At 48.9% G+C, this 19,295-nt stretch carries 21 protein-coding genes and 1 other RNA gene; 11 read left to right on the top strand and 11 right to left on the bottom strand.

What is annotated here, in order from left to right:
• Positions 1–97: 97 nt before the first annotated feature.
• The 7 genes from rnpB to ACTHTU_RS02230 all read right to left on the bottom strand — a co-directional run bounded on the left by rnpB (position 98) and on the right by ACTHTU_RS02230 (position 4,216).
• Positions 98–459: RNase P RNA component class A (rnpB, locus tag ACTHTU_RS02260), an RNA gene on the bottom strand.
• A gap of 53 nt (positions 460–512) precedes the next feature.
• Entirely contained in the window at positions 513–1,220 is a 708-nt protein-coding gene (locus ACTHTU_RS02255) for a hypothetical protein (RefSeq protein ID WP_070587856.1), read from the bottom strand.
• 54 nt (positions 1,221–1,274) lie between these two features.
• Positions 1,275–1,505 carry a methionine-binding protein gene (locus tag ACTHTU_RS02250; RefSeq protein ID WP_440361639.1) on the bottom strand — a complete coding sequence of 77 codons (231 nt, stop codon included), beginning with the start codon at positions 1,503–1,505 and terminating at the stop codon, positions 1,275–1,277.
• Between the two features lie 13 nt (positions 1,506–1,518).
• Positions 1,519–2,103: a Holliday junction branch migration protein RuvA gene (gene ruvA, locus ACTHTU_RS02245; RefSeq protein WP_070646431.1), complete on the bottom strand. Its 585-nt coding sequence runs from the start codon at positions 2,101–2,103 to the stop codon at positions 1,519–1,521.
• A gap of 98 nt (positions 2,104–2,201) precedes the next feature.
• Positions 2,202–2,921: a septal ring lytic transglycosylase RlpA family protein gene (locus tag ACTHTU_RS02240; protein WP_440361638.1), complete on the bottom strand. Its 720-nt coding sequence runs from the start codon at positions 2,919–2,921 to the stop codon at positions 2,202–2,204.
• Positions 2,922–2,970: 49 nt separating this feature from the next.
• Positions 2,971–3,435, bottom strand: coding sequence for a tRNA (uridine(34)/cytosine(34)/5-carboxymethylaminomethyluridine(34)-2'-O)-methyltransferase TrmL (gene trmL / locus ACTHTU_RS02235; protein ID WP_070461542.1), 465 nt, complete (start codon positions 3,433–3,435; stop codon positions 2,971–2,973).
• Positions 3,436–3,499: 64 nt separating this feature from the next.
• Positions 3,500–4,216: a ComF family protein gene (locus tag ACTHTU_RS02230; RefSeq protein WP_440361637.1), complete on the bottom strand. Its 717-nt coding sequence runs from the start codon at positions 4,214–4,216 to the stop codon at positions 3,500–3,502.
• On the opposite strand from ACTHTU_RS02230, the gene bioH reads away from it, so the two are divergent.
• Together bioH and ACTHTU_RS02220 are read left to right on the top strand one after the other, a co-directional pair.
• Positions 4,215–4,961 carry a pimeloyl-ACP methyl ester esterase BioH gene (gene bioH, locus ACTHTU_RS02225; protein WP_440361636.1) on the top strand — a complete coding sequence of 249 codons (747 nt, stop codon included), beginning with the start codon at positions 4,215–4,217 and terminating at the stop codon, positions 4,959–4,961. The genes ACTHTU_RS02230 and bioH overlap by 2 nt on opposite strands.
• Positions 4,962–5,016: 55 nt before the next feature.
• Complete coding sequence (locus ACTHTU_RS02220; RefSeq protein ID WP_440361635.1) at positions 5,017–5,811, top strand: class I SAM-dependent methyltransferase; 795 nt, start codon at positions 5,017–5,019, stop codon at positions 5,809–5,811.
• Between the two features lie 144 nt (positions 5,812–5,955).
• On the opposite strand, the gene ACTHTU_RS02215 is transcribed toward ACTHTU_RS02220, so the two are convergent.
• The 3 genes from ACTHTU_RS02215 to ACTHTU_RS02205 form a co-directional block, all read right to left on the bottom strand.
• Positions 5,956–6,204: a BolA family protein gene (locus ACTHTU_RS02215; protein ID WP_003686612.1), complete on the bottom strand. Its 249-nt coding sequence runs from the start codon at positions 6,202–6,204 to the stop codon at positions 5,956–5,958.
• Between the two features lie 126 nt (positions 6,205–6,330).
• On the bottom strand, positions 6,331–6,660 hold the full coding sequence (locus ACTHTU_RS02210; RefSeq protein ID WP_094192864.1) for an FKBP-type peptidyl-prolyl cis-trans isomerase: 330 nt from the start codon (positions 6,658–6,660) through the stop codon (positions 6,331–6,333).
• Between the two features lie 139 nt (positions 6,661–6,799).
• Complete coding sequence (locus ACTHTU_RS02205; protein WP_440361634.1) at positions 6,800–7,975, bottom strand: cytochrome-c peroxidase; 1,176 nt, start codon at positions 7,973–7,975, stop codon at positions 6,800–6,802.
• A gap of 382 nt (positions 7,976–8,357) precedes the next feature.
• Between ACTHTU_RS02205 and efeU the strand changes: the two genes are divergently transcribed.
• The 3 genes from efeU (at position 8,358) to efeB (ending at position 11,762) form a co-directional block, all read left to right on the top strand.
• The gene (gene efeU / locus ACTHTU_RS02200; protein ID WP_137041370.1) at positions 8,358–9,182 is read left to right on the top strand and encodes an iron uptake transporter permease EfeU; all 825 of its coding nucleotides are present in this window, start codon (positions 8,358–8,360) and stop codon (positions 9,180–9,182) included.
• Between the two features lie 12 nt (positions 9,183–9,194).
• On the top strand, positions 9,195–10,361 hold the full coding sequence (gene efeO / locus ACTHTU_RS02195) for an iron uptake system protein EfeO (RefSeq protein ID WP_049335642.1): 1,167 nt from the start codon (positions 9,195–9,197) through the stop codon (positions 10,359–10,361).
• Positions 10,362–10,496: 135 nt separating this feature from the next.
• Positions 10,497–11,762: an iron uptake transporter deferrochelatase/peroxidase subunit gene (efeB, locus tag ACTHTU_RS02190; RefSeq protein ID WP_049344915.1), complete on the top strand. Its 1,266-nt coding sequence runs from the start codon at positions 10,497–10,499 to the stop codon at positions 11,760–11,762.
• 134 nt (positions 11,763–11,896) lie between these two features.
• Here efeB and ACTHTU_RS02185 read toward each other — a convergent pair whose 3' ends face one another.
• Entirely contained in the window at positions 11,897–13,234 is a 1,338-nt protein-coding gene (locus ACTHTU_RS02185) for a TolC family protein (protein ID WP_440361633.1), read from the bottom strand.
• A gap of 417 nt (positions 13,235–13,651) precedes the next feature.
• Here ACTHTU_RS02185 and ACTHTU_RS02180 point away from each other — a divergent pair, with 417 nt between their 5' ends.
• The 6 genes from ACTHTU_RS02180 (at position 13,652) to ACTHTU_RS02155 (ending at position 19,234) form a co-directional block, all read left to right on the top strand.
• The gene (locus ACTHTU_RS02180; RefSeq protein WP_440361632.1) at positions 13,652–13,825 is read left to right on the top strand and encodes a hypothetical protein; all 174 of its coding nucleotides are present in this window, start codon (positions 13,652–13,654) and stop codon (positions 13,823–13,825) included.
• A 147-nt stretch (positions 13,826–13,972) separates the two neighbouring features.
• Positions 13,973–14,215, top strand: coding sequence for a hypothetical protein (locus tag ACTHTU_RS02175; RefSeq protein ID WP_440361631.1), 243 nt, complete (start codon positions 13,973–13,975; stop codon positions 14,213–14,215).
• A gap of 431 nt (positions 14,216–14,646) precedes the next feature.
• Complete coding sequence (locus tag ACTHTU_RS02170; RefSeq protein ID WP_440361630.1) at positions 14,647–14,754, top strand: bacteriocin; 108 nt, start codon at positions 14,647–14,649, stop codon at positions 14,752–14,754.
• A 118-nt stretch (positions 14,755–14,872) separates the two neighbouring features.
• Positions 14,873–15,109, top strand: a complete 237-nt coding sequence (locus ACTHTU_RS02165) for a hypothetical protein (protein WP_440361629.1) — start codon at positions 14,873–14,875, stop codon at positions 15,107–15,109.
• Between the two features lie 736 nt (positions 15,110–15,845).
• Complete coding sequence (locus ACTHTU_RS02160) at positions 15,846–17,138, top strand: HlyD family secretion protein (protein ID WP_440361628.1); 1,293 nt, start codon at positions 15,846–15,848, stop codon at positions 17,136–17,138.
• Positions 17,135–19,234 carry a peptidase domain-containing ABC transporter gene (locus ACTHTU_RS02155; protein ID WP_440361627.1) on the top strand — a complete coding sequence of 700 codons (2,100 nt, stop codon included), beginning with the start codon at positions 17,135–17,137 and terminating at the stop codon, positions 19,232–19,234. Before ACTHTU_RS02160 ends, ACTHTU_RS02155 begins: the two co-directional genes overlap by 4 nt.
• The last annotated feature ends 61 nt before the right edge of the window (positions 19,235–19,295 follow it).

Genomic DNA, 19,295 nt, shown 5'->3' with positions numbered 1-19,295 from the left:
AAAAAAAGGCCGTCTGAAACCAAGATTCAGGTTTCAGACGGCTTTTTTATTTCTATAAAAATGCGGCAGGTTTTAAAAACCTGCCGCGGTATGGGGACATACAGCTCGGACGGTAAGCCGGGTTCTGTCGCGGACAGTCATTCCTCTAGGCACATCATTGCTGGTGTGCTCAAGCAACCTACCCGAACGCTCGGCGAGCAGCGTCATCGCGTTCTGTTTGGTCTTGCTCCGAATGGGGTTTAGCCTGCTGCGCTTTGTTACCAAATGCACGGTGCGCTCTTACCGCACCTTTTCACCCTTACCTGTTTTGCCCGAAGGCAATCATCGGCGGTATTGCTTTCTGTTCCACTTTCCGTCGCGTTACCGCGCCCGGCCGTTAGCCGGCATTCTGCTCTGTGGAGCCCGGACTTTCCTCCCCGTATGCCTTACGCGATACGCGGCGACTGTCTGTCCGACCTGTATGAGGTGCGGATTATAACACAGCCGCTATAGGGTTCAGACGGCCTAAATATTTATTTTTTCTTTTTAAATGCTATTTCGGTCAAACCCAATTCCTGTGCTTTTTTGCGGACTGCGGATTCGGGCATTTCGCGTGCCAGGCGGCTGGTGCAGTATTCGGTCATGGTGGTGGCGCAGGCTTTGAAGTTGCCGGTAAAGTCGCTGGCGGCACTTAAAAACGGGATGAGGCGGCCGGCCATGATTTCTTCGGCCGGTGCGTCTGTTTGGGCGGATACGCGTCCGGACTCGACCGCCGAGAAAATTTGTTCGGTAAAGCGTCGGGCGAAGTTTTCTTCTGTTTGGCAGTCTTGGAATGCGGTGTTTTCGTGTTGGCAGACAAGGGTAACTTCGCCTTGAGCTTCTTGCAGCGGTTCGGCCAAATCGAGTTTGAGGGTTTGCTTGTCGGTTTGCAGCCAGGCGGTGCGGCCTTGGGTTTTGATGATTTTGCCGTAAACGCCGATGGCATCGTTTTTGGGGATGTTTTTCTGTTCGGCAAGTTGCTGGGCCGAGAATAAGGGGGCTTGTTCGGCAAATGCGCCGCCGGTTTCGTGTTTGAAGTAGGCGGCGAGGTCTTGTTTGATGAGGGCTTGGGTCAGTAGTTTTTCGCCTTCGGTCAGGCGGTGTGCAAAGCCGTGTGTTTTGGGGGCGGATGCGGCATCCGTGGTCTTGGTGTCCGGTGTGCAGGCGCTCAGGAGTAAAAGCAGGGGAAGGATGTATTTCATGGTTGGTCTCTCAACAGGCCGTCTGAACCTATGGTTTCAAATGGTCAGCGTTGTTTATCGATAACGATAAACCCGGCGGGGAACGGGATAGGCCGGGTAATTGCGGACGGGTTCGCTGTCTTGATAGATGACGGTCGTCCCGGGCGGGGCGTTGATGGTCACGGTTTTGTTGACGGTGGTTTGCGAGTGGACGGGCAGGTCTAAGACAGCGGTGCGCCCGTACGGAGTCTCGGTATAAACGCACGCGCTTAGAAGCAAGGCGGCACTCAGGACGGCGGTTTTCATGTTTCAGACGGCCTTATTTGAGCAGGTTTTTCAAGGCCAGGCGCACACCTTCACCGACTTCCGTGCCTTTGGGAATGCCTTTGGTGGCGGCTTTGGCTTCGCGTTCGTTGTAGCCGAGGGCAAGCAGAGTGTTGATGATGTCTTGGCTTTCGTCGGCAACGGCATCAGGGGCAAACAGGCCGTCTGAAACGGTATGGGATACGAGTTTGCCGCGCAGTTCCAACACCATGCGCTCGGCGGTTTTCTTGCCGATGCCGGGGGCGGAGGAGAGGCGTTTGACGTCTTCTTCGGCGATGGCTTGCGCCAGTTCATCGGCATTCATGGCCGACAAAATGCCCAATGCGGTTTTGGCACCGATGCCGCTGACTTTGACCAGTTGGCGGAAGGTGGCGCGTTCCTCGGCTGAGGCGAAACCAAACAGCAAATGCGCGTCTTCGCGGACGACAAGCTGGGTGTAGAGATGGACGGTTTCGCCAACGGGGGGCAGGTTGTAGAAAGTCTGCATGGAAACGTCGGCTTCATAACCGACGCCGTTGACGTCGATAACGACCTGCGGCGGATTTTTCTCAATCAATTTGCCTGTGAGCCTGCTGATCATGGTGTTCCCCTGTGATTAAAAAAGGCCGTCTGAAACCTTGCAATCGGGTTTCAGACGGCCTCGTATTGTATCAAACTTCAGTGGTAACGCGGACGAAATCAGATGGCGGATGCCAGGTTCAGATGACGGGCGCGTTCGCCTGCTTCGGCGGCACGTTCTTGGCTGCTGAACGGACCCATTTTGACAACGTATTCGTAGTTGCGTTTTTCAAGCATGACTTTGCTGTCTGACGGCAGGCTTTGTGCGGCTTGGTTCAAATAAGCCTGTGCTTCGCGTTGGGTACCGAAGGATTTCAAATCAACAAAAAATTCTTTGTTGTTTGGGGAAATAATGGTTTGAGCGGCGGTTTGGCCGGGGATAATTTGCTCAACTTTGACGTTGGCCGTGCCTTGGTTGATGAAACCCAATTGTTGGGCGGCGGCTTTGGAAACATCGATGACGCGGTTGCCGTGGAAAGGGCCGCGGTCGTTGACACGGACGATGACGCTTTTGCCGGTTTGCATATTGGTCACACGTGCGTAGCTGGGAATAGGGAGGGTTTTGTGGGCGGCGGAGAGGGCGTTCATATTGTAACGCTCGCCGCTGGAAGTTTTACGGCCGTGGAATTGGCTGCCGTACCATGAGGCTTTGCCGGTTTGGCTGAAAGAGGAAACTTTGGTCAGCGGCGTGTAGCGTTTGCCGGCAACTTTGTAACTGCGGTTGGCAGAAGGATGCAGTTTTTCGACTCGGACCACGCTGTCGGCGACGGCGGCATTGATGGAGAGGACGCCGATGGTGGCGGCGGCTAAGGAAAGGAGGGTTTTTTTAGTAAAAGTCAAAACGGGTTCCGTTCTTGAGTTGATAACGCAGCGGTTTTCAGACAGCCTGTTATACGCCGCCGGCAAAACCGTTTTGTCGCCATGCTTCAAATAAAATCACGGCGACGGTATTGGAAAGATTCATGCTCCTGCTGTCGGGCATCATCGGCAGGCGGATTTTTTGTCCGGCAGGCAGGCTGTCGAGAACTTCGGCAGGCAGGCCGCGCGTTTCGGGACCAAACAGCAATACGTCGCCTTCGCGGAAGGAAACTTCGTCGGGGCGGGTAGAGCCTTTGGTGGTCAGCGCGAAAATGCGGCGGCCTTCAAGGGCCTTGAGGCAATCATCGAAATTCTCATGTACCGTCAGTTTGGCAAACTCGTGATAATCCAAACCCGCGCGTTTCATTTTGGACGAATCCAGCGGAAACCCAAGCGGCTTGACCAAGTGCAAATCGGCACCGGTATTGGCGCACAGGCGGATGATATTGCCCGTATTAGGCGGGATTTCAGGTTGGTACAAAACTATGGTAAACATATAAATCAATCACTTATAGAGTGGCATAATGCCGAAATGTTCCATGGGTGTCAAAAACTTTAAGCTATTTTTTCATTGGCGGCCGTGCCAAGCTCCAGCAAAAAATCTTACCTGCGCCTGATTTTTTCAGCGTTTTCGCCAATTCGTTTAAAGTCGAACCGGTGGTAAAGACATCGTCAATTAACAGAATATTACACGCCTTCGGCAATTCGGTTTTGATTTTAAATGCATTCTTGATATTTCGCCGACGTTCGTCGCTTTTCAGCGTACTTTGCGGCTCGCTGTGCCGTCTGAAAATCGCGTGGCGCGGCAGTAGCGTCCAGCCGTAGCGTTTTGCCAAAATATCCGTCAACGCCTCGCTTTGGTTGAATCCGCGCTTGAGCCGCCGCTCTTTGCTCAAAGGCATGGGCAGGACGAAATCGAAGTGTTCCGTCGTCAGCCAGTCCGGTGCGTTTTGGCTCATCAAATCCGCCAACGGACGGCTCATGCCCAAATCTGCTAAGTGTTTCAGCTCGCGTATCATGCTGCTGACGGGTGGTTCGTAATACAGCGAGGCCCACATTCTATCAAATGCGGGCGGTTTTTTCTGACAACTGCCGCACACTGCCCCGCCCGCGATATGGCGGAAACACAAAGGGCAGCTTTGTGCCGCGTCGATAAAATATTCCGTCAAATCGTTTGCGCAGCCTCGGCAAAGGCCGTCTGAAACGGAATCGTGGCATAATACGCAACGTCGCGCATTGAGTTGTTTCAAACTGCGCCACCAAGAAAGAACATTCATGCCACACTCCGTCAAAAAAGTTTATCTGATACACGGTTGGGCGGCGAACCGCCATGTATTCGACGATTTGATACCGCGCCTGCCTGCCGATTGGGACGTCCGCGCGCTTGATTTGCCCGGACACGGCGATGCGCCTTTTGCCGAACCGTTTGATATTGCCGCCGTTGCCGAAGCCTTCGCCGGACAAATTGACACGCCGGCACACATTCTCGGCTGGTCGCTGGGCGGACTGGTTGCCCTGTATCTGACCGCGCTTTATCCCGACAAAATCCAATCGCTCTGCCTGACGGCAAGTTTTGCCCGATTGACTGCCGATACGGATTATCCCGAAGGCTTGGCGCAACCTGCCTTGGGCAAGATGGTCGGCGCATTTCAGCAAGATTATGCCAAACATATTAAACAGTTTCTACAACTGCAACTGCTGCACACGCCGCATTCCGGCGAAATCTTAAACCGGGTATTGCCCGATTTGGTGCGTTGCGGCACGCCTTCCGCCTTACAGGCCGCGCTTGAAGCGGTCAACCATGCCGACGCGCGTCCGCTGTTGCCGCTTATTCAAACGCCGTCACTGCTGGTGTTTGGACAGAAAGACGCCATCACGCCGCCGCGCATGGGCGAATATTTACACCGCCATTTGAGCGACAGCGAGCTGGTCCTTATCGACAAAGCCGCACACGCGCCCTTTTTAAGCCATGCCGACGAATTTGCCGAAACCTACCGCAATTTTATCGAAAAGGCCGTCTGAAACAGCCTTAAACCATAAAAACATTGCCGGGCAAAGCCCGCTGACACAACCCACCATGACCGAACAAGACAAACGCTGGCAAATTCACTGCCATCTCGCCCAAGACACCGACGAGCGCCTGCAGCTGGTCCGCAATGCACCCAAACGCATCATGCTGATTGGTGCCGATGCCGACATCAGCCGCAGCCTGCTGGCCGCGCGTTATCCCGACGCCGTGTTTGAAGAATACGATCCGAATGCCGATTTTTTGAAAACCGCCGCCGCCGCGCGCAAAGGCGGTTTTTGGCAGAAGCTGACCGGCAAAACCATCCCGCAGCATTGCCAAGCCCTGACCGCGCCGTTGCCCGAAGCATCCGCCGATATGTTGTGGGCCAACCTTAGCCTCAGCCGCGCCGACGATATTTTGCCGGTATTGAAAAACTGGGCCGCTGCTTTGAAAACCGACGGATTATTGTTTTTCACACACTTTGGCCGCGACAGCCTGAGCGAACTGACAGGCCGTCTGAACCATGAAGGCATCGAATGCGAAGCGCCCACGCTGATTGATATGCACGACTTGGGCGATATGCTCGCCGACAACGGCTTTTACGATCCGGTGACCGACACGGCCAAGCTGGAGTTGAGCTATAAAAAAGCCGGGACGTTTTGGCAGGACATGGAAACCTTGGGATTGTGGAATGCGTTGAAGTTAAGCAATCCGCAAGCGGCAAAGGAATGTGTGGATAAGATTTTTGCCAACGAAGGCCGTCTGAACATCACGCTTGAAACCGTGTACGGCCATGCCGTGAAGAAATTGATGTTGCCGCAAGGGGAGAACGTGGTGCAGTTTTTCCCGAAACGGCAGGGCTAGTTTGGCGGTTGTGCCGGTAAGGTTTACACAGCGATTGCGTGTTGTCGAATGCGGTTTGTCGTTTGTATCGATTGCCTGCGCTGTTTAATATGTATGAAAAAGGCCGTCTGAAAAGTTTTCAGACGGCCTTTTGTTTATTCCAAATTAAGCCTGTTTGGCCGCCCATTCGGCCGGAGTGGCGGCAACAGAAATCGACAGCGCGTGCAATTCGTTGCTTTCGAGTTGCGGCTTGAGGCCGTCTTTAATCAGGCGGTGGCGGGCGAGGCGGGCTTTGCCTTCAAATGAGGAGGAAACGATTACGGCGAAGAAGTGATGGCCGTCGCCTTCGACTTCGACGTGTTCGCAAGGGGTAACGCCTTCAATCAGGGTTTTGACTTGTTCGGGTAAAAGCATGGGGGTTCCTTGGGAAATGGTTTGCTTGTAAAAGAGGGCATTATACCGAATCTTGATAAAAACAGGCCGTCTGAAAAACCAAACTTCGGGTTTCAGACGGCCTCGGTCTTTTGAAGCGTCAAATGCTTATTCGTACACTTTCAGCAGCTCGACTTCAAAAATCAAAGTTGCGTGCGGAGGAATCACGCCGCCGGCACCGTGTGCGCCGTAGCCCATTTCGGAAGGAATGGTCAGCTTGCGTTTGCCGCCTTCTTTCATGCCGCCGAAGCCTTCGTCCCAACCTTTAATCACTTGGCCGACGCCCAGGGTAATGGTCAGCGGTTGACGGCGGTCGAGGCTGGAGTCGAATTTGGTACCGTCTTCCAACCAGCCGGTGTAATGTACGGTGATTTCTTTGCCTTTGACGGCTTCTTTGCCGTGGCCTTCTTGCAAGTCTTCAATAATCAGGCTCATGATGTTCCTTTCGGGTGTATGGTGAAAATCGGCTCAAGATTACCATATTGTGTGGAATCGTGAAACAAATGCGCCTATATGGCCGGCAACAAAAAGACCGTCTGAAACGGATTTTCAGACGGCCTTTGTTTTGCGCTAAACCTTATTTGTTGTCAGGTCGGGATTTGACATCGGTGGATACAGGCAGCTCAGGCATGGTTCGGGCAGATTCAGGAACATTGCCAGAGAGGGCTTTCAAGAAGGCAACGATGTTTTCAGTGTCTTCCGGAGCCAAGGTTTTACCCAATTGCGCTTTCGCCATGATGTTGACGGCTTTATCCAGTTCCCAAACGCTGCCGTTGTGGAAGTATGGATAGGTACGTTCAACGTTTCTCAAGCCGGGAACACGGAAGAAGAATTCGTCTTCGGCTTTTTTGGTTACGTCCGCACGGCCTTTGTCGTGTTTAGGATCGTCGATGTGTTTCCAGTAAGGACCGTCCACCAAACCGAATTTTTGGAACATGGTACCGCCCAAGTTGACGCCGTTGTGACAAGCGATACAGCCGTTGTCCATAAATGCGCGTACGCCTTTGCGTTCTTGTTCGCTCAGGGCAGATACGTTGCCTTTCAGGTAGTCGTCCCAACGGGTCGGGGTCAGCAGGGTACGTTCAAACGCGCCCAATGCGGTGGTGATGTTTTTTAAGGAAACCGCGCCGTCTTCAGGGAATGCGGCTTTGAATTTTTCTTGGTATTCAGGGATACCGGCGATTTTGGCGGCGGCATCGGCTTCGGTAGCGTTGGCCATTTCAACAGGGTTGAGCAATGGGCCACCGGCTTGTTCTTCCACATCGGCTGCACGGCCGTCCCAGAATTGGCTGCCCAACAAGGCGGCATTCAGAGCAGTTGGGGAGTTACGGCCGCCGAATTGGCTTTTATGACCCGCGCTGGTCGGCATATTGTCTACGCCGGCAGTTGCCAAGTTGTGGCAAGAGTTACAGCTGACGGTGTTGCCTTTGGACAGGCGGTTTTCGTACCAAAGTTGTTGGCCGAGTTTGACCTGTTCTTCGGTAAACGGACGGACTTTTTGCATTTCGGCTAAGTCAGGCAAAGGTTTGAACGTAGCTTGCGCGCGTTCCAACAGGGCTTTGTCTTCGTCAGAAACATCGGCAGAATTTTGAGGGGCTGAAACGGCGGCGGTGCTTGCGGCAGTATCGGCAGCGCTCGCGGCAGAAGCAGCTTGAGGAGTTTCAGTAGTTTGTGCAGTTTTCTCACCGCAGGCGGTCAACGCGGCAGAAACGGCCAAAGCCAAAGCGATTTGGTGGAGTTTTAAACGTGGCATAGGAGGGTTCCTTTGTTATGCGTTTGTTATGTCATGGATTGCTGATTGCACCAGCAATATGCCAACTATAAAAGATAAGGCGGTTTTAATTTTTGTTGTAAATCAACCTTTTAAATTTGATAAATTTTGAAAATATCACTGATAGGGAAATTTATACTATGGAACTTTTTTATTATTTATTTACAATTGCTTAGATAAATTAAGGCCGTCTGAAAAAATAAAATTCAGACGGCCTTTTAGTTTTTATTGATTACGTCCGTTATTCTATTTTAAAAAATCTTAATAAATATGGGGTTATTAAAAAATAAAAATAATTTGCGTTATTAAGCATAAAGCGTTATAAATGCGTTAATAAATGAATGTTTCACTTTAGAGTTTTTTTATGCTGATTGCTTTATTGATTATGCTGCGCGAGGGCATCGAAGCCGCCCTGATTGTCGGCATTGTTGCCAGTTTTTTGAAACAGTCGGGACACAGCGAGCTGATGCCGAAGGTTTGGCTGGGTGTGTTTTTGGCTGCGGCCATGTGTTTGGGTATCGGTTACGGCATTCATTCCGTTACGGGCGAGATTCCGCAAAAAGAACAGGAATTGGTGGTCGGCGTTATCGGCCTGGTGGCTGTGGCGATGTTGACGTACATGATTTTGTGGATGAAAAAGGCCGCACGTTCGATGAAACAGCATCTTCAGGATTCTGTTCAGTCGGCCTTGAACCGCGGCAGCAGCCAGGGTTGGGCCTTGGTCGGCATGGCATTTTTGGCTGTGGCGCGCGAAGGTTTGGAGAGCGTGTTTTTCCTGCTGGCCGTGTTCCAGCAAAGCCCGACGTGGTCTATGCCGATAGGCGCGGTATTAGGGCTGTTGGTGGCGGTTGTCATCGGTACGCTGATTTATCAGGGCGGTATGCGCCTGAACTTGGCGAAGTTTTTCCGTTGGACGGGCGCGTTTCTGATTGTGGTGGCGGCCGGTCTGCTGGCCGGTTCGTTTCGCGCGCTGCATGAGGCCGGCGTATGGAATGTGATGCAGGACATCGCTTTCGACACATCGAAATATTTGCATGAAGACAGCCCTTTAGGCGTGCTGCTCGGCGGTTTCTTCGGCTATACCGACCACCCGACCGAAGGCGAAGTCCTGATTTGGCTGCTGTATCTGGTTCCCGTCATGATTTGGTTTTTGCGCGGCAGTGCGCCGGCAAAAACGTTAACTAAATAAAAAGGAAGTAAAATGAAAAAATTCAATCTAACTGCTTTGTCCGTAATGTTGGCTCTGGGTTTGACCGCGTGTCAGCCGCCTGAAGCCGAAAAAGCCGCGCCTGCCGCTTCAGGCGCATCCGCTGCCGCTAATGCCGACGGTTCGGTCAATATCGGCGTGAACGATACTGCCTGCGAACCGATGGAATTGACCGTCCCCAGCGGCCAAGTCGTGTTCAACATCAAAAACGACAGCGGCCGCAAGCTGGAATGGGAAATCCTGAAAGGCGTGATGGTGGTGGACGAGCGTGAAAACATCGCCCCGGGTTTATCCGACAAAATGACCGTTACCCTGCTGCCGGGCGAATATGAAATGACTTGCGGCCTGTTGACCAATCCGCGCGGTAAGCTGATTGTTACCGACAGCGGCTTCAAAGACACTGCCAACGAAGCGGATTTGGAAAAACTGTCTCAACCGCTCGCCGACTATAAAGCTTACGTTCAAGGCGAGGTTAAAGAGCTGGTGGCGAAAACCAAAACCTTTACCGAAGCCGTTAAAGCCGGCGACATTGAAAAGGCCAAATCCCTGTTTGCCGCCACCCGCGTCCATTACGAACGTATCGAACCGATTGCCGAGCTTTTCAGCGAACTCGACCCCGTCATCGATGCGCGTGAAGACGACTTCAAAGACGGTGCGAAAGATGCCGGATTTACCGGCTTCCACCGTATCGAACACGCCCTTTGGGTAGAAAAAGACGTATCCGGCGTGAAGGAAATTGCAGCCAAACTGATGACCGATGTCGAAGCACTGCAAAAAGAAATCGACGCATTGGCGTTTCCTCCGGGTAAGGTGGTCGGCGGCGCGTCCGAACTGATTGAAGAAGTGGCCGGCAGCAAAATCAGCGGCGAAGAAGACCGTTACAGCCATACCGACTTGAGCGACTTCCAAGCTAATGTGGAAGGCTCCAAAAAAATCGTTGATTTGTTCCGTCCGCTGATCGAAGCCAAAGACAAAGCGTTGTTGGAAAAAACCGATGCCAACTTCAAACAGGTTGAAGACATTTTGGCGAAATACAAAACCCCGAACGGTTTCGAGCTGTACGACAAATTGAGCGAAGAAGACCGCAAAGCCCTGCAGGCGCCGATTAATGCCTTGGCAGAAGACTTGGCCAAACTGCGCGGCATTTTGGGTTTGAAATAAGATAACGCGTTTTCAGGCGGCCTTTGGATATTGAAAGGCCGTCTGAATCTTATTGTCTCCCACACAAAATATGCTTGAAAACCAACCTTACTTCACACGATTGCAATCTTTCCGTTCCCTGCCAAGGAGCAGACCATGAGCCAAAACAAACAACCGGCACAACCCGAAAAACGAACCCTTTTCAAAACTGCCCTTGCCGCCGGCGCTATCGGCGTTGCCGGTTATTTTGCCGGTAAAAAACAAGGCGAGGCTGCCGCCGAAACCCAAAACAACCAACATTCCGAGCTGGCCTATCCGTGTTATGGCGAGCATCAGGCAGGCATTGTCACGCCACACCAGCTCTTCGGTATCATGTGTGCCTTTGACGTTACCGCCAAAGACGCCAAACAACTTGAAAACTTGTTCCGCGCCCTGACCGCCCGCATCGAATTTCTCACCCAAGGTGGCGAATACCAAGACGGCGATGACAAGCTCCCGCCAGCAGGCAGCGGCATCCTCGGCAAACAATTCCGCCCCGACGGGCTGACAGTTACCGTCGGCGTCGGCAGCAGCCTCTTTGACGACCGTTTCGGCCTCAAAGACAAAAAGCCGAAACACCTGCAGGAAATGCGCGACTTCCCCAACGACAAACTCCAAAAATCTTGGTGCGACGGCGACCTCAGCCTGCAAATTTGCGCGTTTTCCCCCGAAACCTGCCAAGCCGCCCTGCGCGACATCATCAAAAATACCGCCCAGTTTGCCGTGATCCGTTGGAGCATAGACGGTTGGCTCCCTAAAGCCGAACCCGGCGCCATTGCCGCGCGCAATCTTTTAGGTTTCCGCGACGGCTCAGGCAATCCCAAAGTCGAAGATCCCAAAGTCGCCGATCAAGTCCTGTGGACGGGCGTTGCCGCCAACAGCTTGGACGAACCGGCATGGGCGAAAAACGGCAGCTATCAAGCCGTCCGCCTCATCCGCCACTTTGTCGAGTTTTGGGACCGCACCCCGATGCAGGAACAAACCGATATTTTCGGCCGGCGCAAATACAGCGGCGCGCCCATGGACGGTAAAAAAGAAGGCGACACCGCCGATTTCGCCAAAGACCCCGACGGCAAAATCACGCCCAAAGACAGCCATATGCGCCTTGCCAACCCGCGCGATCCGGAGTTTATGAAAAAACACCTGCTCTACCGCCGCGCCTTCAACTACTCGCGCGGCCTCGCCGCCAACGGCCAGCTCGATGTCGGTTTGGTGTTCATCTGCTATCAGGCCAACCTTGCCGACGGCTTCATCTTCGTGCAAAACCTGCTCAACGGTGAGCCGCTGGAGGAATATATCAGCCCGTTTGGCGGCGGCTATTTCTTCGTCCTGCCGGGTGTCGAAAAAGGCAGTTTCCTCGGCAAAGAGCTTTTGGGCGTATAAATCCGCCGATGGTTTGAATAGATAAATAAAAAGGCCGTCTGAAACCTGATTTCCAGATTTCAGACGGCCTTTTTATCTATTTAATATTTTATGATAAAAGACTAATCTTAGGCTTTGTTATATCAATGACAGAATTAGAATAAAGCTGCACTCAACCTACGGATACGGTTTTCATCTTTTAATACCCCTGCACTTTGTAACAATCGTAAATAGGCTTTGATATAGCTGTATTTAGCTTCGGCAAGTTTTTGTTCTGCATCTGATGCAGCTTGTTGTGCCTGTGTTTCTTCCAAATTATTGCGGACTCCGACCTGTCTCCCCAAACGGGTTGCTTCCAGTTTAGCACGACTACTTTCCAAAAGACGTTGTTGTGCCATGATCTGCATTTTATTACTGTGGATTGTGTAATACGCTTGCTTAATATCTAGGCGAATTTTGCGCTCTGCAGCTGTCAGAAGCTCACGATTCTGCATTTCTCGTGATGCGGCTTCCTTAATTCTTCCTGATATTTTTCCGCCTGTAAAAAGTGGCATGCTGATCTGGATATTGAACATTGCCCCTTTGCTTCGGTAGTCTTGGTCAAAACTGCTTGCTCCGTATGCACTGTAATCGTAGTGATAGGTACCTCTGTTGTCCGTATAACCACCGTTAACCGTTACCGTCGGTATCCGTGCTCCTTTTGCAACCTTTACTTCTTGTCTTGCATTTTCAAGATTTTTACGTTGCAATTGCCACTCTGGATTATGTACTTCTGCTAAAGACTGCCATTCGTATTCTTGGGAATTATCTAATAAATCAATAGTATCGTTTCCATCCTTCATTTTTAATACAGTGATTTCGTTGGGGTCCAGCCCCGTCAGGTTAGCAAGTGTATTTTCTGCTGTTCTCAGATTGGTTAGTGTATCTACTTCCTTGGACAGCGCATTATCATAACCTGACATGGCTTCATGAGTGTCCAGCACTGTTGCAACTCCCTGATGGAACATTTCCTGTGCGCGCTTTACTTGTTTCTCATAAGCCGCTTTTTCCTCACGAATAGCTTTTAGTTTATCCCTGTACATTAATACGTCAAAATAAGCGTTTGCCACCGCTATTTGCAATTCGTTGCCACTGTTATCCAATCGGATATCCGCCATCTCTTCCGCTAATTTTCCCTGTTTATATTGTGCAAACTTGCTACGGTCGAATAATACCTGGCTGACTTGAACATTCCAACCATTGCTTTGCGTATTAGATGAGAGAGAATAAGGCTGTCTCTGATATTGATAATTGGCACTTGCCTGAGGCAGAAGCTCTGCCCGGGCTTGAACTTTTTTTGCAGCTTCCGCATCACGCTCATATTTTGCAGCAGAATAATCGGCAGAATATTCCAACGCGGCCTGCCAAGCATCAAACAGAGTGAAAGAATGTGCTGAAGGAGAAATTAGACAAACGGGTAAAATACACCAAAGTGCCAGTTTAATATCAGACATGAGTTATGTTTCCACAAAATAAATTAGTTAGAGCATTTCTTTTTAAAATAGTTTATTTGAATAAAAAATATTTTAAAAGCATATAAAAGCAGTTAAGAAATTATTATATGGTATTTAAAATTAATAACAAAAAATCATAAAGCTTAACATTTGTAATTATATGATGATTTGGTACATGTATGTCTTAAAACATAAATGGTCTTAACTAAAAGATTAGATATGATCTTTCATGGGGTAAGGTAAAAGAGTTTTAATTCAACTGTGGTAGAAACAATCTGAATTATCTTTACGACGTTATACAAAAACAAACAGAACTAATTCTAATTCTTTATTGTCCCATTAATAAATTAATAGTTGAAACAGCAAATGCTTAAATGTTATTGTAACTTTAACTAACGTAACTATGAGGTCGTAATTATGAAAGATTTAAAACAGCACGAATTGGAACAAGTGGCAGGCGGTTATAACTTCAAAGATTTCCGAAAAGACTGGAAAGATTTTTGGAAAGAAATGGGCAACGGCTTCTCCAAAGCCGGCGACGCTTTGAGCGACGCATGGAAAGAAGCCCGCGAAGCCGTGCGCAACAACTGAATCATAGATTCGGTATAAGGATACAGAGAAAGAAAACATTTTTCGCAGAATTGCTTTCTTTCTCCGTAAGAGGGGAGGCAGAGAGTCGCCTTCCAGTTTTAAACGGGCTTTATGCCTTTTATCAAACTTAATCTTGAGGAGATTATTATGCAAACTTTAGCTATGAACGATTCTTTTGTCCGTGAATTGACTATGGAAGAATTGGATTTGATTGCTGGTGGTTGGAATTGGGGCAATGTCAACTGGGGCAGAGCTGCTGCTATAGGTGGTGCTGGTGCAGTTGGTGGTGGCATTGCTGGCTCAGTCGGTGGTCCTCTTGGTGCGGGATTAGGAGCGGCAGGCGGTTTTGTTGCCGGTTTCGGTGGAGCAGTAATTAACGACGCATGGTAATCTGTTCCCGTTAGTATTATCTTTATGAAAAGATAGCTTGATAATTTTATCAGGCTATCTTCTTAACAATCATATTATTTTAATTACAAGGGTTTGTCATGGAATTAAAAAATTCTTTATTCGTTTCGGGTGGTTTTTTCTTCCTGTTTATGTTTATCTTTTCTTACTTTTTTATTTACCCAACCTTTGTAGAATCCCTAAAATTTACGGTTATTTCCACATTAATTTTTTTGCCATTAAATTTTATTTTAAATAAGACTTTTAATAAGAAAAAACTTAAGTAAGCTCCTATTGGCTCGGCGAATTATTTGATAACTTATTATGATGGAAAAATATAAAACCATTTATGTTTTGTTTTTCGGAATCCGTTTGCGTCAAGCAAATTAGGCAACCGAATTTCAAACGGTCAACAACAACTTAAGGAGTCTGTTATGAAACAACTGAACATCAGCGACTTGGAGAAAATTTCCGGCGGTATTACCGAAGGAGGCTGCGTCCTTCCTGTCATCAGCTTTCCGTGGTGGATGAGATGGTTTTGATCGGATAAGGTTCTGTCCCGAAGGTGCAGCCGTTTAGGTAAGGATGCCCATGCGGTTGCTTTGACGGGCAGCAGCTTTTCAGACGACATGTTGTTTGGAATGGTTTTGGAAAATCGAGATGAATAAAAAGCGCAGCTTGAAATCGATATTGTTTTTGGACTTTGCCGTATTCGCCGTCTTGTCTGCGGTGTATTATTTTTTTCAAATACGCTTTATCCCGTTCGCTATTGCTTGGTTTTTTATCGGCACTGTTTATATTTCTCATGACCTTGGCGGGCGAAAAACTTTTGAAAAACTGAACGGAAGAGTAGGTAGGGACGGTTTATCGTATGGACGGCGATCGGATTTTTGGTAAAGGCAAGCGGTTTCAGGCTGTTTTGACTGTGTGCAAATATGTCTTTGCCGTATTCTGTCTGATGGCGGTATGCGGTTGGTGCTATGAGCTTTACCGTTATGGATTCGTGTGGAATGTTTTTGCCGTTTATGCCAAGGCATTTTTGATGTTTTTGTTTTTGGGATTGTTTGCTGATTATTCGTTGCGGCGCATATGAAAAAATTTATCGATTTGAAAGTTGTTTTTCTATCAAGCATCCTATTTTCTGTTCTGCATTGGTTTGTTTACCCCATGCTGCCTGAAGCCTACAAAAACCAATATATTCTGGACAATCGTCATCCTTGCCATGACTGTTATTTATTGTCATTTGTCGAAAAGGGAGTATGCCTATGAAGAAGATTGAAAAAAACACCAAAAAATTATTGAAAAATGCGGCGGTTTCGGGCGTGGTTTACTTTTCGGTAATCTTGGTAATGTCGTATTTTTTCATTTATCCGAATTTTGCCAAGTTGCTACGCCATGCTGCTGTTTCCACGTTGATATTCGTACCGCTTATCCTGCTTCTGAACAAATTTTTCAATAAAAAATACTATGATTCAAGACAAGAAAACTAAAACCCTTTATGTCATTATTTTCAGCATTGTCGTGATTGTCGGCTTTTTGTGCGGAATTGCCGTTGGCTTGAACAGTTTGAAATAGTGGTTGATATGCTTTAGGATGTTTTTCAGACGACGTATTGAGAAATCGAGTGTAATAAATGTCAAATAACAACAGTTTTTTCCGCCCTGAGATTTTCGAGGCGAAGAAGAACAAGTGGACGGGGCATGTCGTCATGACCCGCCCGTTTTCTTTTGTGTTTCTGACGGGCTGTGCGGCTTCGGCGGCGGCGGCGATTTTATTGTTTGCCTTTTTCGGCAGCTATACGCGCAAGACCAATGTCGAGGGGCAGTTGATGCCTGTGTCGGGCTTGGTGCGGGTTTATCCTGCGGATACCGGCATCGTTACCGAGAAAATGGTGAAAGAAGGCGATTTTGTACAAGAAGGCGATGTTCTGCTGAAGCTTTCGATGCCGCGTTACAACGGTGAGGGCAATATCCGCGATCGTCTGGTCAAGGAGGCGGAAGCGAAAAAGGAAATGCTGCTTCATGAAATCGAGCGACAGAAGAAGTTGCAGGAAGGGGAAGTGCGAACGACTTCCGACAGCATCAGCCGTCTGGAAAACCAGCTCGCCGATGTGCGCAGCCAGATTTCGGGACAGAAAAAGCGTGTGGCGCTTGCCGAAGAGTTGATTGCGAAATACCGTCCTCTTTTGAAACAGGACTTTATTTCAGAACAGCAGATGATGGACTATGAAAACGGCCGCCTCGACCAACTGTCCCAACTGAATGCACTGCGGCGGGAAGAGTCTGGCATTGTCCGCGAGTTGAATGCGCAGCGGCAGACTTTGAAAACCCTGCCCGAAAAACAGCAGACGGAATTGAGTCAGTTGAACCGCAGCGTGGCGGAAATTACGCAGGAAACGCTGAATCTGGATTCCCAGCAGGAACAGGTCATCCGTGCGAGCAAGTCGGGTTATGTCAGTACGTCCAATGTAGAGGTCGGGCAGCAGGTAACGGCTTCAACCCTGTTGCTGAGCATTGTGCCGGGCAAGACGGATTTGGTGGCGAATCTTTATGTGCCGAGCAATGCCATCGGCTTTATCAAGCCTGACGATAAAGTGATTCTGCGTTATCAGGCTTATCCTTATCAGAAATTCGGTCATGCCGAAGGCAAAATCATTTCTATTGCGAAAACGGCTATGGGCAAACAGGAGCTTGCCAATTTGGGTGGTGTTTATCCTGCTGATACGGAAGAAAATCCATCTCGCCCGAACGAGTCAGTTTATCTAGTGAAGGTTAAGCCAGAAAAGCAGACTGTTAAGGTTTATGGTGAAGAAAAACCGTTACAGATGGGGATGGCTTTGGAGGCCGACATCCTGAACGAGCGTAAGAAACTTTATGAATGGGTACTCGATCCACTTTACAGCATTGCAGGGGAGTTAGGTCGATGAGTTATTTGGAACGTTTATCTTTTGGATTCAGTAAAAAACTGCCGGTGGTTTTGCAGACGGAAATTGCTGAGTGTGGCTTGGCATGTCTGACTGCAATTGCGGGCTATTTCGGCTATCACACGGATTTGCGCACATTGCGGCAGAAATATTCGATTTCGCAGACGGGTACTACCATGGCGAATATCGTGCATTACGCCAACGATTTGAACCTAACTTCGCGTCCGCTACGTTTGGATTTGAACGACCTGCCCAATTTGAAAACCCCCTGTATCCTGCATTGGGATTTGAACCATTTTGTAGTCTTGAAAGAAGTCGGCAAAAACGGTATTACCATCATGGATCCCGCTGTCGGAATGCGGAAAATTCCGATGGAGGAAGTGTCGCAAAAATTTACCGGCATTGCGCTGGAAATGTGGCCGAACACGCATTTCGAAGCGAAAAACGACAAGCAGAAAGTTAAAATTTCCTCTTTGGTCAAAGGCATTACCGGCATCAGCAAATCGCTGGTTCAGGTTTTGATTTTGGCGTTTGCTTTAGAAATTTTCGGTTTGGTCAGCCCGTTTTTCACTCAATGGGTTATCGACCATGTGATTGTTTCCGCCGACCGAAATCTTTTGCTGACGCTGGCACTCGGATTCGGCTTACTGAAAATCATCGAACAACTGACTTCCTTACTTCAGGCATGGGTCAATATGCATCTGACGACTACGCTGAACGTACAATGGAAGGCGAATATGTTCAAACGCCTGCTCGAGCTGCCCAGCGATTATTTCAGCAAACGGCATTTGGGCGACGTAATATCGCGCTTTCACGCCATCGACGACATTCAGGACACGCTGACTTCTACTGCGTTTAAAACCGTTTTGAGCGGCATTATGGCGGTCTTTACTTTGGGATTGATGTTTTTTTACAGCCCGATGCTGACCGTTGTCGTATTGATTGCGCTGGTGTTGTACATCATCATCCGCATCGCGGCCTATTATCCGCTGCGTAATGCGACCGAAGAAAACATTGTTCATGAAGCCAAGCAAAACACTTATTTCATGGAAACCGTGCGCGGCATTCATACCGTCAAACTGTTTGAGAAAGACGAACAGCGCCACAGCTCATGGATGACGTTGTTTGTCGATACCGTCAATGCCCATCTGACCACCCTGAAGCTGACCAACGTTTTCGATTTCGCCAACAAACTTTTGTTCGGCATCGAAGGCATCGTCATCATCTATCTGGGCGCAACCCGCGTATTGGACGGCGTGTTTTCCGTTGGCGCGCTGATGGCTTTCCTTGCCTACAAAGACCAGTTTGAAAACCGGGTGGGCGATTTGGTCAACCAATACATCAAAATCAAAATGTTGGGGCTGTATGCCGAGCGCCTTGCGGACATTGTATTGACCGAAACGGAAGCGGAAGAAGTTGCAGATCCCTATGTTCCCGAGGTTTCGGGCGATATTGATATTGCCGTAGAAAATGTGTCGTTCCGCTACTCCGACAGTGAACCCTATGTTCTGCAAAATTTTAGCCTGAATATCAAACAGGGAGAATCCATAGCTTTTACGGGTAGTTCCGGCTGCGGTAAATCAACGCTGATGAATATTTTAATCGGTAATCTTAAGCCTGAGTCGGGTAAAGTATTAGTGAATGGACATGATATTCACAAACTCTCGCCCAAATTCATCCGCGGCTTGAGCGGTACGGTGACGCAGGATGATGTATTATTTGCAGGCTCGATTGCTGAAAACATCTGTTTTTTTGATGAAACGCCAAATATGGAATTAATAGTGCAATGTGCGGCTATTGCGATGATACATGAAGATATTATCAGAATGCCGATGGAGTACGAAACCCTGATTGGTGATATGGGTAATGCCTTGTCCGGTGGACAGAAGCAGCGTGTTATTCTAGCTCGCGCACTTTACAAAAGGCCGCGTATCCTATTTTTAGATGAAGCAACTAGTAATCTAGACATGAAAAATGAATTGGCGATTAATGAAAACCTGAAATTGCTCAATATTACTAAAATCATGGTAGCGCACCGGAAGGAAACTATTGAGTCTGCTGGTAGGGTGATACAGATGCAAAAAACTGAAAAGAGTTAAAGCACTTTCATTCAATAGGAATTTAAAGGCCGTCTGAAACCTGATTTCCAGATTTCAGACG

Origin of the sequence: Neisseria sp. P0020.S005 (assembly GCF_051957055.1) — a bacterium.
Taxonomy (GTDB): Bacteria; Pseudomonadota; Gammaproteobacteria; order Burkholderiales; family Neisseriaceae; genus Neisseria; species Neisseria subflava_A.
The sequence above is the reverse complement of the archived record's forward strand: the minus strand, read 5'-3'. Positions and strand labels throughout refer to the sequence as shown.